Source organism: Microbacterium sp. (assembly GCF_035554235.1).
Lineage (GTDB): Bacteria > Actinomycetota > Actinomycetes > Actinomycetales > Microbacteriaceae > Microbacterium.
The window spans coordinates 1-13,181 of the sequence record NZ_DATMIO010000281.1 but is presented as its reverse complement, the minus strand read 5'-3'; the positions used below and the strand labels follow the sequence as shown (position 1 = coordinate 13,181).

The window sequence follows — 13,181 nt, the reverse complement described above, 5'->3', positions numbered from 1 at the left end:
ATCGACGTCGCGGTCATGACACGCATGCGCATTCCGCATGTATCGGACGTGACGCTCCCGGGGGAGGGTCCGTCATCGACCGATGCGTCCGGGTCGGCGCCGTCCGGTTCTTGACCTCCCCGAATCCTTGATAGGCTGAATTCGTTCCCGCGAGCCATGCACAGAGTCATTGGTGATGTGCCGCGCCGCGGATGACACCCATCACTCATCGTCGCATCGGAACTCTCCGGTGCCCCGAAGCTGGAGCCAGCACTGTTGACTCAAGCCGCGACTTTCCTCGCCACCGCAGCGTCGTCTGACGACAGCTCGTTCCACCCGCCGTCGATCACGGACTTCTTCCCTCCTGCGATCTTCTTCGAGGGCACCCCGTTCGAGATGACGCGCATCACTTTCGCGCAGCTTCTCGCCACGCTCGCCGTGGTCGTCATCTTCTGGCTCGGCACGCGCCGGATGACGATGGTTCCGGGTCGTTTCCAGAGCATCGTCGAGATGGGCCTCGACTTCGTCCGCGTCAACATCGCACACGATCTGCTCGGGCGCAAGGACGGCACGCGATTCCTGCCGATCCTCACCACGATGTTCTTCATGATCCTGTTCATGAACCTGACGGGAGTCATCCCGGGCATCAACATCGCCGGCACCGGCGTCATCGCGGTGCCCCTGCTGCTCGCCGTGGTCGCGTACGTCACGTTCATCTACGCGGGCATCAAGAAGAGTCCCAAGAACTTCTTCAAGAACTCGCTGTTCCCGAGCGGCGTGCCGCCGGCGCTGTACATCATCGTCACGCCGCTGGAGCTGCTCTCGACCTTCATCATCCGGCCCGTCACGCTGACGCTCCGACTCCTGATGAACATGATCGTCGGCCACCTGATGCTCGTGCTGTTCTTCTCGGCGACGCAGTTCTTCATCGTCACACTGGGCGGTTGGTGGACGGTCCTGGGCGCGGGCACCCTCGCGTTCGGTTTCGCCTTCACCCTCTTCGAAATCCTGGTGGCCTTCCTCCAGGCGTACGTCTTCACGATCCTCACCGCGGTCTATATCCAGCTCGCGGTCGCGGAAGAGCACTAGCGGGCAGGCGTCAGCCGCCCACAACGAAAGGAAAAACACCCGTGGATGCAACTACGGTTCTCGCCGAGGTCACCGGTTCAATCGCGACCGTCGGCTACGGCCTCGCGGCGATCGGCCCGGCCATCGGCGTGGGCATCGTCGTCGGCAAGACGATCGAGGGCGTGGCCCGCCAGCCCGAGCTCGCCGGCCGCCTGCAGGTGCTGATGTGGATCGGTATCGCCTTCACCGAGGCGCTCGCCTTCATCGGCATCGCCACCGGCTTCATCTTCGGCTACGCCTGATCCTCCCACCCACCACTTCTAAGGAGCCAGGATGCTGAACGCACTGGTCACGATCGCCGCAGAAGAAGGCGAAGCGCCCAACCCGCTGCTGCCCGCGGCCTACGACATCCTGTGGTCCGCGGTGTGCTTCATCGTCATCCTCGTGCTGTTCTGGAAGTTCGCCCTTCCTCGCATGCAGGCCCTGCTCGACCAGCGCGCGGTCGCCATCGAGGGAAACATCGCGAAGGCCGACGAGGCGCAGAAGAAGGCCGAAGCAGCGCTCGAGCAGTACACGGCGCAGCTCGCCGAGGCGCGCCGCGAGGCCGGCGAGATCCGCGACGCCGCCCGCGAGGACGGCAAGAAGATCGTCGCCGAGGCGAAGGATGCTGCGGCCGCTGACGCGGCCCGCATCACCGCCACCGCGCACTCGCAGATCGAGGCCGAGCGCCAGAGCGCGCTCGTGTCGCTGCGCTCCGAGGTCGGGACGCTCGCGCTCGATCTCGCCGGCGGCGTCATCGGGGAATCGCTCAGCGACGACCAGAAGGCGCAGAGCGTCGTGGACCGCTTCCTGGCCGACCTCGAGGCGTCCGAGAACTCCTCCGAGACCCTTCGACAGGCTCAGGAACCGGTGCGCTGATGGGCAGCGCGACCACTCAGGCGCTCGGGAGCACCGTCGCGGCGCTCGACGCGCAGACGACGATCGACCTCGACACCGCGCGCGAGCTCTTCGCCGCCGCGCGTGTCGTGGGCGAGTCGTCTCAGTTGAGCGGCGCGCTCGCCGATCCCACGGCACCAGCCGGCACGCGGGCACGGCTCGTGGCCGACATCTTCGGAAAGTCCTTCCGGCCCGCGACGGTGGCGGTCCTGACCGCCACCGCGCAGCAGCGCTGGTCGGGCGCGGCTGACCTCGTCGACGCGATCGAAGAACTCGCCGTGCGTGCCGCCACGCGCGCGGATAAGAACGTCGACGTCGAGGGCGAACTGTTCCGCGTGTCGCGGCTCGTCGCCGAGAACCCGCAGCTCGAGCTCGCGCTCGGCAGCCGCCTCGGCGATTCCGCCGCGAAGGGCGCCCTCGTGCAGACGCTCCTCGGCGGCCGCGCGAGCGAAGCGACGACGCTCATCGTGTCATCGCTCGTGCAGCAGACGGGCGACCGTCGCGTGCGGCAGCTGCTGATCCGCGCGATGCAGATCGTCGCCGACCAGCGCGGTCGTACGGTCGCGAGCGTCGTCACCGCCGCCCCGCTCACCGCGGCGCAGCGCACGCGCCTCGTCGAGACCCTGTCGCGCCGCTACGGTTCGGGGGTCTCCCTCAACGAGATCATCGACCCGGCCGTCGTCGGCGGACTCCGCGTGCAGATCGCGGACGACGTGATCGACGGCAGCATCTCCTCGCGCCTCGCCGATCTCCGGCAGAAGCTCGCGGTCTAGAACACGGATTTCCCGCCCCGCGCGGAGGAACTTGGGATGAGAGTCCCTCAACACGAAGGAAGACAATGGCAGAACTATCGATCAGCCCCGACGTCATCCGTGACGCGCTGAAGGACTTCGTCGCCGCCTACGAGCCGACCGGCGCCGCGGCGACCGAGGTCGGCACCGTCCTCGACGCCGCGGACGGCATCGCGCACGTCGAGGGGCTCCCGGGCGTCATGGCGAACGAGCTCGTGACCTTCGCCGACGGCACCAACGGCCTCGCGCTCAACCTCGACGAGCACGAGATCGGTGTCGTCGTGCTCGGCGAGTTCTCCGGCATCGAGGCCGGCCAGGAAGTCACGCGCACGGGCGAGGTCCTCTCGGTCCCCGTCGGCGACGGCTACCTCGGTCGCGTCGTCGACCCCCTCGGCCACCCCATCGACGGTCTCGGCGAGATCGCCACCGACGGTCGCCGCGCGCTCGAGCTCCAGGCTCCCGGCGTCATGCAGCGCAAGTCGGTGCACGAGCCGATGCAGACCGGCATCAAGGCCATCGACGCGATGATCCCCGTCGGCCGCGGTCAGCGTCAGCTCATCATCGGCGACCGCCAGACCGGCAAGACCGCCATCGCGATCGACACCATCATCAACCAGAGGGCCAACTGGGAATCGGGCGACGAGAACAAGCAGGTCCGCTGCATCTACGTCGCCATCGGCCAGAAGGGCTCGACGATCGCCGCCGTCAAGGGAGCGCTCGAAGACGCCGGCGCCCTGGAGTACACGACGATCGTCGCCGCTCCGGCATCCGACCCCGCCGGCTTCAAGTACCTCGCGCCCTACACCGGCTCGGCCATCGGCCAGCACTGGATGTACGGCGGCAAGCACGTCCTGATCATCTTCGATGACCTGACGAAGCAGGCCGAGGCCTACCGTGCCGTGTCACTGCTCCTCCGCCGCCCGCCGGGCCGCGAGGCGTACCCCGGTGACGTCTTCTACCTGCACTCCCGTCTGCTCGAGCGCTGCGCGAAGCTCTCCGACGAGCTGGGCGCCGGTTCGATGACGGGGCTCCCGATCATCGAGACGAAGGCCAACGACGTGTCGGCATACATCCCGACGAACGTGATCTCGATCACCGACGGCCAGATCTTCCTGCAGTCCGACCTCTTCAACGCCAACCAGCGCCCCGCGGTCGACGTCGGCATCTCGGTGTCGCGCGTCGGCGGCGACGCGCAGGTCAAGTCGATCAAGAAGGTCTCGGGCACGCTGAAGCTCGAGCTGGCACAGTATCGCTCGCTCGAGGCGTTCGCGATGTTCGCGAGCGACCTGGATGCGGCATCCCGCCGTCAGCTCGCCCGCGGTGCGCGCCTCACCGAGCTGCTCAAGCAGCCGCAGTACTCGCCGTACCCCGTCGAGGAGCAGGTCGTCTCGATCTGGGCCGGAACGAAGGGCAAGCTCGACACCATCGAGGTCGAGGACGTGCTGCGCTTCGAGCGCGAGCTGCTCGACTACCTGCGCCGCAACACGTCGATCCTCGAGACCCTGCGCGACACCAACGTGCTCGATGACGACACGGCGGCCGAACTGGAGCGGAAGACCGACGAGTTCGTCCTGGAGTTCCAGGGCGGCAAGGGACAGGCGATCGACAGCCCTGGACGCGAGGAGTTCGCTGCGGCGGACGCCGAAGACGTCAACCAGGAGCAGATCGTCAAGGGACGCCGGGGCTAGGACGAGCCGCAAGGCGACACTATGGGCGCACAACTGAGGGTCTACAAGCAGAAGATCAACACTGCTCAGACGACCAAGAAGATCACCAAGGCGATGGAGCTCATCGCAGCCTCGCGCATCCAGAAGGCGATGACGCGCGTACGCGCGTCCTCACCGTTCGCGCGGGCCGTCACGCGCGCCGTCTCGGCCGTCGCGACGCACTCCAACGTCGACCACCCGCTCACGCGTGAGCACGATGTCGTGCGGCGTTCGGCGGTCGTGATCTTCGCGTCCGACCGCGGCCTCGCCGGCGCGTTCAACTCGCAGATCCTGCGCGAGGGCCTCGAGATGTCGGAGCTGCTCAAATCGCAGGGCCGCGAGGTCGTCTACTACCTCGTGGGTCGCAAGGCCGTCGGCTACTTCCAGTTCCGCCGCATCGCGAGCGCGGCGGAGTGGACGGGCGACACCGACACGCCGCACTTCCACACGGCCGAGGAGATCGCCTCGACCCTGCTCGACGCGTTCTCCCGCAGCTACGAGGCCGGTGGCGTCGATGAGATCCACCTCGTGTACAACCGCTTCGTCAGCATGATGACCCAGTCGCCCGAGACGGTGCGCCTCCTCCCGCTGCAGATCGTGGAAGCGGACGCATCCGCCGCCGCGGACAGCCAGGTGTACCCGCTCTACGAATTCGAGCCGGATGCCGAGACGGTGCTCGACGCGCTCCTTCCGGTGTACATCCAGAGCCGTGTCTTCAACGCGCTGCTGCAGTCATCCGCCGCGAAGCACGCCGCCACGCAGAAGGCGATGAAATCGGCCAGTGACAACGCCGACAAGCTCATCACCGACTACACCCGCCTGCGCAACAATGCGCGTCAGGCGGAGATCACCCAGCAGATCGCCGAGATCGTCGGCGGCGCCGACGCTCTGTCGTCGAACAAGTAGAACCTCCGAAAGAGAAGAAGACAATGACTTCCACCGCTACCGCCGAAAAGACGGAGACCGCGGTCGTGGGGCGCGTCGCGCGCGTCACCGGTCCCGTCGTCGACGTCGAGTTCCCGCACGACTCGCTGCCCGACATCTACAACGCGCTCAAGACGACGATCGTCATCGAAGGCGAATCGAACGAGATCACCCTCGAGGTCGCGCAGCACCTCGGCGACGACCTCGTGCGCGCCATCGCCCTGAAGCCGACGGACGGCATCGTCCGCGGCCAGGAGGTCCGCGACACGGGCGAGCAGATCACGGTGCCCGTGGGCGATGTCACCAAGGGCAAGGTCTTCAACGTCATCGGCGAGGTGCTCAACGCCGAGCCGGGCGAGAAGATCGAGATCACCGAGCGCTGGCCGATCCACCGCAAGGCCCCGAACTTCGACCAGCTCGAGTCGAAGACCACCATGTTCGAGACCGGCATCAAGGTCATCGACCTGCTGACGCCCTACGTGCTCGGCGGCAAGATCGGCCTCTTCGGCGGTGCCGGCGTCGGCAAGACGGTCCTCATCCAGGAGATGATCCAGCGCGTCGCGCAGGACCACGGCGGTGTGTCGGTGTTCGCCGGCGTCGGCGAGCGCACCCGTGAAGGCAACGACCTCATCCACGAGATGGAGGAGGCGGGCGTCTTCGACAAGACCGCCCTCGTCTTCGGCCAGATGGACGAGCCGCCCGGGACGCGCCTGCGCGTCGCGCTGTCTGCCCTGACGATGGCCGAGTACTTCCGCGACGTGCAGAAGCAGGACGTGCTGCTCTTCATCGACAACATCTTCCGCTTCACCCAGGCCGGGTCCGAGGTCTCCACTCTGCTCGGACGCATGCCGTCCGCCGTGGGGTACCAGCCGAACCTCGCCGACGAGATGGGTGTGCTCCAGGAGCGGATCACCTCGACGCGCGGCCACTCGATCACCTCGCTGCAGGCGATCTACGTGCCCGCCGACGACTACACCGATCCGGCCCCCGCGACGACGTTCGCGCACCTCGACGCCACGACGGAGCTTTCGCGCGAGATCGCGTCGAAGGGCCTGTACCCCGCCGTCGACCCGCTGACCTCGACGAGCCGCATCCTGGACCCCCGCTACATCGGCGAGGACCACTACCGCGTCGCGACCTCGGTCAAGCAGATCCTCCAGAAGAACAAGGAACTGCAGGAGATCATCGCCATCCTCGGTGTCGACGAGCTCTCGGAGGAGGACAAGGTGGTCGTCTCGCGCGCCCGCCGCATCCAGCAGTTCCTCTCGCAGAACACCTACATGGCGAAGAAGTTCACCGGCGTCGAGGGCTCCACGGTCCCGATCAAGGAGACGATCGAGTCGTTCGACGCGATCGTCAAGGGCGACTTCGACCACGTGGCCGAGCAGGCGTTCTTCAACGTCGGCGGCATCAACGACGTCGAAGAGAACTGGGCGCGCATCCAGAAGGAGAACGGCTGACCATGCTTGTACTGAGCGAACGGAGTGAGTCGAAGTGGCCCTCAACGTGAGCCTCGTCTCCGCGGATGCGGAGGTCTGGTCCGGGGAGGCGAGCCTCGTCGTCGCCAAGACGGTCGAGGGCGAGATCGGCATCATGACCGGGCACGAGCCCATCCTGGCGATCCTCGCGGAGGGCCAGGTGCGGATAACGAAGGCGGACGGATCGAAGATCATCGCCAACGCGCAGGACGGCTTCCTCTCCATGGAGGGCAGCGAGCTCACGATCGTCGCGGGCAACGCGGCGCTCATCTCCTGACCGCGCTTCGTCTCGCTGCGTTAGCTCAACGACCGACCAGAAGGTCCCGGTCGTTGAGCTACGAGACGAAACGCGCCTCCGCACGCCCGAAGAATCCATGCTGATCCTGCTTCCGCCCTCCGAGACGAAGCGCGCCGGGGGCTCGCACCGACCGCTGGATGTCGGCGGCCTCGCGCTGCCCGCGCTGGCCCCGCAGCGGGAGGCGGCGATCGATGCGATGGTCGCCCTCTCCGCAGACGCCGAGGCGGCGCGCCGCGTGCTCAAGCTCGGCGCGACACAGGCCGACGAGGCATCCGTCAACACGGCCCTGCGCACCGGCCCCACCCTGCCGGCGGTCGATCGGTACACCGGCGTGCTCTTCGACGCGCTCAATGCCGCGTCGCTCGACGGGTCTGCCCGGCGCTGGCTCGCCGCCCATGTGCTGGTCCACTCCGCCCCGTTCGGCCCCGTCGGGGCGCTCGATCGCATCCCCGCGTACCGGCTCGGCGCGGCCGCGTCGGTGCCGGGGCTGCCGCCCCTCCGGCGGCTGTGGGCGGATGCCGTGTCGGCGGCGCTGGGGGAGTCCTCGTCGTTCGTGCTCGACCTCCGCTCCGAGGCGTACGTGGCACTCGGCCCGGTTCCGGCATCCGTCCCCACGGCGTACGTTCGCGTCGTGACCGAGGTCGAGGGCGGTGCGGTGCGGGCGCTCAATCACTTCAACAAGCACGCCAAGGGGGCGTTCGTTCGCGCTCTGGCGCTCGCCCGCCCGCGGGTCTCGACCCTCGCGGGCATGCTGCGCTGGGCCGATGACGCCGGCTGGACGCTGCGACACGCGCGCGGCTCGCGGAGCGTCGATCTCGTCGCGAAGTGACACACGGGGGTCAGCCTCCTGCGCGCGGCCCCGCGGAATCGCTAGCATGAGGGGCGCGGCCCGCTAGGGCCTGCGCACGCGGTCCTCGGGGCCACGAACCAGAATGGGGTTCTTCATGGACAACGACTACGACGGAGTGGGCTACCTCGCCTTCTTGATCGTCCTGTTGCCGATCCTGCTCATCTTCGCCGTCGCCGGGTATGTGATCTCATCGCTGTTCCTGATGCGGATCTTCGACAAGGCCGGCGTACAGGGCAAGTGGCGGGCGTGGGTGCCCGTCTACAACGCGATGGTCTTCGCGAAGCTGGGCGATCTCTCGCCCTGGGTCATGCTGGGAGCGATCGTGGCATCCAGCCTGCTCAGCCAGGTGCCGGTCATCGGCTGGCTGATCTCGCTCGCGGCCCTCGCCGTCGGTGTGATCGCCGGGTGGCGCGTCGGTCTCAAGCTCGGCAAGGACTGGCCATACCTCCTGCTGTGGCTCATCCCCGGCGTCGGCACGCTGATCTGGCTGGGCATCCTCGCGTTCGACAAGTCGCCCTGGAACCAGATCGCCCCCGCTCCGTGGGCGAACTCCTTCCTCAAGGACACGACGACCTGGGCGGGCATTCCGAACCAGGTCGGCGCCGCGGGCTACGCCGCGGGACCGTCGGCCGGCTACGCCGGACCCCCGGCCGCGCCGGGCGCGTTCGCGCCGCCCGCCGGTCCTCCCGCCCCTCCCTCGTACGCACCGCCGGCGACGCCTCCGGCGGCCGCGTACCCGCCGCCGGCCGCCCCGGAGCCGCCTGCCGGCCCTCCGGCACCGCCGACGGCACCTCCTGCCGCTCCCGAGCCGCCGGTCACCCCTGGGACGACGCCCCCCGCGGCGCCTGCACCGGACGGGCCCGACGCGCCTCGTCCGTAGTCGCTTCGCATCGGCGGCGGCCCCGTTCCCACACACGGATCGGGGCCGCCGCTGTGCGCGGCCCCGGCGGCTCCGGGTAGCGTGGCGGGATGGCTCTCACCCCGCGCCGCGTCGGCGCCTCCGGACTGCTCGTGTCTCCCGTCGGCCTCGGCTGCAACAACTTCGGCCGCCCAGGAACGAAGACGGAGACCCTCGCGGGGACGCAGGCGGTGCTGGATGCCGCGATCGACGTCGGCGTCAGCTTCCTCGACACCGCCGACATGTACGGCGGCACGCCCGGGCTGAGCGAGACGCTCATGGGACAGGCGCTGAAGGGCAAGCGCGACAAGTTCGTGCTGGCCACCAAGTTCGGTCATCCCGGCCGCGACATGGGGGAGGGCGCCTTCGGGGCGAAGACCGGGCGCGCCTACATCCTGCATGCGGTGGAGTCGTCGCTGCGCCGCCTGCAGACCGACTGGATCGACCTCTACCAGCTGCACGTCCCCGACCCGCAGACGCCGATCGAGGAGACACTGGATGCCTTGACCGACCTCGTCCGCGAGGGCAAGGTGCGCTACATCGGCCACTCGAACCTCGCCGGCTGGCAGATCGCCGAGGCGCACTACGAAGCGATCTCCCGCTCGTCGGTGCCCTTCGTCTCGGCGCAGAATCACTACAGCCTCCTCGCCCGCGGGGCGGAGCGTGAGGTGCTGCCTGCCGTGAACAGGTTCGGTCTGGGGTTCTTCCCGTACTTCCCGCTCCACAACGGCCTGCTCACGGGCAAGTTCACGCGCGAGGGAGGTCCCGAGGGCAGCAGGATCATGTCCACGCGTCCGCATCTGTGGAGCAGCGCCCCGTGGGATGCCCTCGACGCGTACCGGGCGTTCTGCGAGGAGCGCGGCATCTCTATGCTCGACGCGACGTTCGGCTGGCTGCTGGCGCAGCCCGGGCTGGCGAGCGTCATCGCGGGCACGACCTCGCCCGACCAGGTCGCCGCCAACGCGCGCGCGGGCGAGGCGTGGACGCCGTCCATCGACGACCTCGCCGCGATCGACGCCCTGTTTCCGCTGCCAGCCGACCCCGCTGCCTGATCCGCACCGTCCACTAGTATGTGAGGACCGCGCCCGGTCGACCGGAAGCGCGGCGCGTGATCCATCGACTGGGAGGCCATCGCGTGCCCGATCCTGAATCACCGACACACAGCCACACCGCCACGCTCGCCGGCGGAGACGTCGTCACGCTGACGTGGGCGGCTGTCACGCACACCGGTCGCCGCCGCGAGGTGAATCAGGATGCCGTGCTCGCGGCGTATCCGCTCTTCGTCGTCGCCGACGGAATGGGCGGCCACATCGGCGGTGAGATCGCGAGCGCCAGCACGATCGGCCGGCTCGAGGCCATGGTCGCCAAGGGGCCCGTGACCACGCAGGGCATCGAGAAGGCGCTCGTGCACGCCGTGAAGGACATCGTGTCGCACCCCGAGACGACCGACGAGGGTACGGGCACGACGCTGACCGGCGTGTTCCTCGACACCGACGACGGCGACGCCTGGGTGACGCTCAACATCGGGGACTCCCGCGTGTACCTCCTTCGCGACGGCACGATCGATCAGATCACGACCGACCACTCCGTCGTGCAGGAGCTCGTCGCGGCGGGCCGCTTGAGCCCGGAGGAGGCGGAGAGCCACCCGTACGGCAACGTGATCACGCGTGCCGTGGGGCCCAGCGAAGCGGTCAAACCCGACTACGTGCGGCTCGACGTCGTCGACGGCGACCGCTTCGTGATCTGCTCCGACGGCCTGACCAAAGAGCTCACCGACTACGGCATCGGGCACTTCCTCAAGGAGCACGACGATCCCGAGGGCGCGATGGAAGCCATGCTCGCCGCGGCCCTCGAGAACGGCGGGCGCGACAACATCACGATCATCGTGCTGAATGTGTCGCGCACGGCCGCCGGCGCTCAGCCCGCCCAGGACTGACCGGCTCCTCCCCAGCGGGCGCGGGCACTGCGCTGTCCACGGACCACCTCCGGCACGGCGCCGACACACCCCGCGGGCGTTTCACTGGGCTCGTGACCTCGTTCTCCGAACCCCTCGTCCTCCCGCCCCCGCCCGAGGCGCGGCGGCGCGGCCCTCTTCCGATCCTCGCGTCGATCGTGCCGGTGGTGGGCGGGGTCGCGATGTGGCTCATGACGGGATCCCTGCTCGGCCTGTGCTTCGCGGCGCTCGGGCCGTTCATGGCCGTCGCGTCGCTCGTCGACGGAGCGCGGACCGCGCGCCGTGACCGCCGGGCCGGGGAACGGGAACTCGCGATCGCGCGCACGCGTCTCGAGCGCGAGATGGCGGCGCGGCACGCCGCGGAGCGGGAGGCGCTCGACGCGCGGCATCCGGATGCGGCCCTGCTGCTGCAGCGGCCAGAGCGCGTGTGGCGGGCGGTGCCCGGTGCGTCGGACGTGCTGGTCATCGGGCGCGGTCGGTCGGGCAGCGGCGTCCGCGTGGTCGGGGGCGACGAGGAGCTGCGTGCCCGGGCGGCGCAGCTCGACGATGCCCCGGTGACCATTCCCCTCGGCGCGGGGGTCGGGGTGCAGGGTCCCGAGGTCATCGCGCGCGCCGTGCTGCGCGCGCTCGTCGTGCAGCTGTGCCTCGCCCACGACCCGGAGGCGATGGCGATCGTCGCCGTTCCTTCCTCCGAAGACGAGTGGTCGCGTGACCTTCCCCACCGCGCCGGGAACGGCGGGCCCTCCGCGGCGCTCCGACTGGCCGTCGTCGGGCCGGGCGAGGCAGTGCCCGCGGGCGCGGACGTCGCGCTCGCGTACGCGGTCGAGGGGTCGGCCCTCCCCGCGCGCTGCGGGGCGCTCATCACCCTCACGGAGCCGGGGTGGGCGGAACTGCTGTGGGACGGCAGCACGTCACGAGTCGCGATCGAGTGCGTGAGCGATGCGCAAGCGCGAAGCGTGGCGCGGCTGCTCGCGCTGCGGGCTGCCGACGCGGCGCCGCCGGAAGCCGGCCCGGTCGCGCTCGCCGGGGTACTGCAGCTGAACCCGGCGTCCGCCTCGGGGCTGGCCGCGGCGATCGGCATGGACGGGCAGGCCGGCGTCGTGCTCGACCTCGTGGCCGACGGTCCCCACGCGGTCGTCGCCGGCGTGACCGGCAGCGGCAAGAGCGAACTGCTGATCTCGTGGGTCACATCGCTCTGCGCCGCCTACTCCACGCGCGAGGTGGCGTTCCTCCTCGCCGATTTCAAGGGCGGCACGGCCTTCGACGCGCTCGCCGCGCTCCCGCATGTGACGGGTGTGATCACGGATCTCGACGTGGCGGGTTCGCGTCGCGCGGTCGAAAGCCTGCGGGCCGAACTGCGCTGGCGCGAGGCGGAGCTCGCCCGCGCCGGGGCGCGCGACATCCTCGACCCGCGGGTGCAGATGCCGCGGCTCGTCATCGTCGTGGACGAGTTCGCGGCGATGCTCGCCGAGCATCCGGACCTGCACGCCGTCTTCACCGACGTGGCCTCCCGCGGGCGAGCGCTCGGGATGCACCTCGTGCTGGGCACGCAGCGCGTGTCGGGGGTAGTGCGCGACGCCCTGCTTGCGAACTGCCCGCTGCGGGTCAGCCTGCGGGTGACGGACGCCGCCGACAGTCGCATGGTCGTCGGCACCGACGACGCGGCGCGGCTCCCCGGCGGTGGATCCTCCCGCGGGATGGCGTACGTGCGGCGGGCCGCGGATGTCCACCCGCGCCTCGTGCGGGTGGCGCTTTCGAGCGCCGACGACGTCTCCCGCATCGTCGAGCATCGGGGCGGGGAGCCCCGGCCGCGTCGGCCCTGGCTGCCCGCCCTGCCGCGGCACCTGCGCCTCGAAGACCTTTCCGAGGCCCTCACCGACCGCGGGCACGGTGGATCGACGCGACTCGGCCTGGCGGATGACCCCGAGCGGCAGCGTCAGGAGGTGGTCGCGGTGGACCGGCGGCGCGACCGGGGCCTCGTCGTCATCGGCGGGCCGGGGTCGGGCAAGACGGGGGTCATCGACCTGATCGCGGCGCAGAATCGGGATGCGATCCGCGTGCCCCGCGACCCTGAGCGGGCCTGGGACGCGCTGCACACCGCGTTGCCGCCGGGCGCCGTCGTGCTCGTCGACGACGTCGACGCGCTCGTCGCGCGCCTCCCCGCCGATCACGCGCGCGCGGTGCTCGACCGTCTCGAGGGGATGGCCCGCGACGCCGCGGTGATGGGCACGTACCTCGTGCTGACCGCGCAGCGACTGAACGGTTCCCTGGCGCGCGTCGTCGAACCGCTTCCGAGCCG

13 protein-coding genes are annotated in these 13,181 nt (G+C 69.6%); all 13 read left to right on the top strand.

Annotated features, from left to right (window positions below; genetic code table 11):
• The first annotated feature begins 255 nt into the window (after positions 1–255).
• Entirely contained in the window at positions 256–1,068 is an 813-nt protein-coding gene (gene atpB / locus VNT50_RS14285; protein WP_325485773.1) for a F0F1 ATP synthase subunit A, read from the top strand.
• A gap of 41 nt (positions 1,069–1,109) precedes the next feature.
• Positions 1,110–1,349 carry an ATP synthase F0 subunit C gene (gene atpE / locus VNT50_RS14280; RefSeq protein ID WP_056121278.1) on the top strand — a complete coding sequence of 80 codons (240 nt, stop codon included), beginning with the start codon at positions 1,110–1,112 and terminating at the stop codon, positions 1,347–1,349.
• A 31-nt stretch (positions 1,350–1,380) separates the two neighbouring features.
• Positions 1,381–1,965 carry a F0F1 ATP synthase subunit B gene (locus VNT50_RS14275; RefSeq protein WP_325485772.1) on the top strand — a complete coding sequence of 195 codons (585 nt, stop codon included), beginning with the start codon at positions 1,381–1,383 and terminating at the stop codon, positions 1,963–1,965.
• The gene (locus VNT50_RS14270) at positions 1,965–2,756 is read left to right on the top strand and encodes a F0F1 ATP synthase subunit delta (RefSeq protein WP_325485771.1); all 792 of its coding nucleotides are present in this window, start codon (positions 1,965–1,967) and stop codon (positions 2,754–2,756) included. Before VNT50_RS14275 ends, VNT50_RS14270 begins: the two co-directional genes overlap by 1 nt.
• 65 nt (positions 2,757–2,821) lie before the next feature.
• The gene (gene atpA / locus VNT50_RS14265; RefSeq protein ID WP_325485770.1) at positions 2,822–4,462 is read left to right on the top strand and encodes a F0F1 ATP synthase subunit alpha; all 1,641 of its coding nucleotides are present in this window, start codon (positions 2,822–2,824) and stop codon (positions 4,460–4,462) included.
• A gap of 21 nt (positions 4,463–4,483) precedes the next feature.
• Positions 4,484–5,386: a F0F1 ATP synthase subunit gamma gene (locus VNT50_RS14260; RefSeq protein ID WP_325485769.1), complete on the top strand. Its 903-nt coding sequence runs from the start codon at positions 4,484–4,486 to the stop codon at positions 5,384–5,386.
• Positions 5,387–5,409: 23 nt separating this feature from the next.
• Positions 5,410–6,864 carry a F0F1 ATP synthase subunit beta gene (gene atpD, locus VNT50_RS14255; RefSeq protein WP_325485768.1) on the top strand — a complete coding sequence of 485 codons (1,455 nt, stop codon included), beginning with the start codon at positions 5,410–5,412 and terminating at the stop codon, positions 6,862–6,864.
• Between the two features lie 34 nt (positions 6,865–6,898).
• A complete protein-coding gene (locus VNT50_RS14250) occupies positions 6,899–7,159 on the top strand; it encodes a F0F1 ATP synthase subunit epsilon (RefSeq protein WP_325485767.1) in 261 nt (86 codons plus the stop codon).
• 97 nt (positions 7,160–7,256) lie between these two features.
• The gene (locus tag VNT50_RS14245) at positions 7,257–8,009 is read left to right on the top strand and encodes a YaaA family protein (protein WP_325485766.1); all 753 of its coding nucleotides are present in this window, start codon (positions 7,257–7,259) and stop codon (positions 8,007–8,009) included.
• 115 nt (positions 8,010–8,124) lie between these two features.
• A complete protein-coding gene (locus VNT50_RS14240) occupies positions 8,125–8,910 on the top strand; it encodes a large exoprotein (RefSeq protein WP_325485765.1) in 786 nt (261 codons plus the stop codon).
• 89 nt (positions 8,911–8,999) lie between these two features.
• On the top strand, positions 9,000–9,980 hold the full coding sequence (locus VNT50_RS14235; protein ID WP_325485764.1) for an aldo/keto reductase: 981 nt from the start codon (positions 9,000–9,002) through the stop codon (positions 9,978–9,980).
• Positions 9,981–10,063: 83 nt separating this feature from the next.
• Complete coding sequence (locus VNT50_RS14230; protein ID WP_325485763.1) at positions 10,064–10,864, top strand: PP2C family protein-serine/threonine phosphatase; 801 nt, start codon at positions 10,064–10,066, stop codon at positions 10,862–10,864.
• A 92-nt stretch (positions 10,865–10,956) separates the two neighbouring features.
• On the top strand, positions 10,957–13,181 hold a 2,225-nt coding region (locus tag VNT50_RS14225), incomplete at its 3' end, for an FtsK/SpoIIIE domain-containing protein (RefSeq protein ID WP_325485762.1).

Coding starts and splice junctions, on each gene's coding strand:
- VNT50_RS14240 (WP_325485765.1), top strand. CDS start 8,125: ATGGACAACGACTACGACGGAGTGGGCTACCTCGCCTTCTTGATCGTC.
- VNT50_RS14260 (WP_325485769.1), top strand. CDS start 4,484: ATGGGCGCACAACTGAGGGTCTACAAGCAGAAGATCAACACTGCTCAG.
- VNT50_RS14270 (WP_325485771.1), top strand. CDS start 1,965: ATGGGCAGCGCGACCACTCAGGCGCTCGGGAGCACCGTCGCGGCGCTC.
- atpD (WP_325485768.1), top strand. CDS start 5,410: ATGACTTCCACCGCTACCGCCGAAAAGACGGAGACCGCGGTCGTGGGG.
- VNT50_RS14245 (WP_325485766.1), top strand. CDS start 7,257: ATGCTGATCCTGCTTCCGCCCTCCGAGACGAAGCGCGCCGGGGGCTCG.
- atpA (WP_325485770.1), top strand. CDS start 2,822: ATGGCAGAACTATCGATCAGCCCCGACGTCATCCGTGACGCGCTGAAG.
- VNT50_RS14275 (WP_325485772.1), top strand. CDS start 1,381: ATGCTGAACGCACTGGTCACGATCGCCGCAGAAGAAGGCGAAGCGCCC.
- VNT50_RS14235 (WP_325485764.1), top strand. CDS start 9,000: ATGGCTCTCACCCCGCGCCGCGTCGGCGCCTCCGGACTGCTCGTGTCT.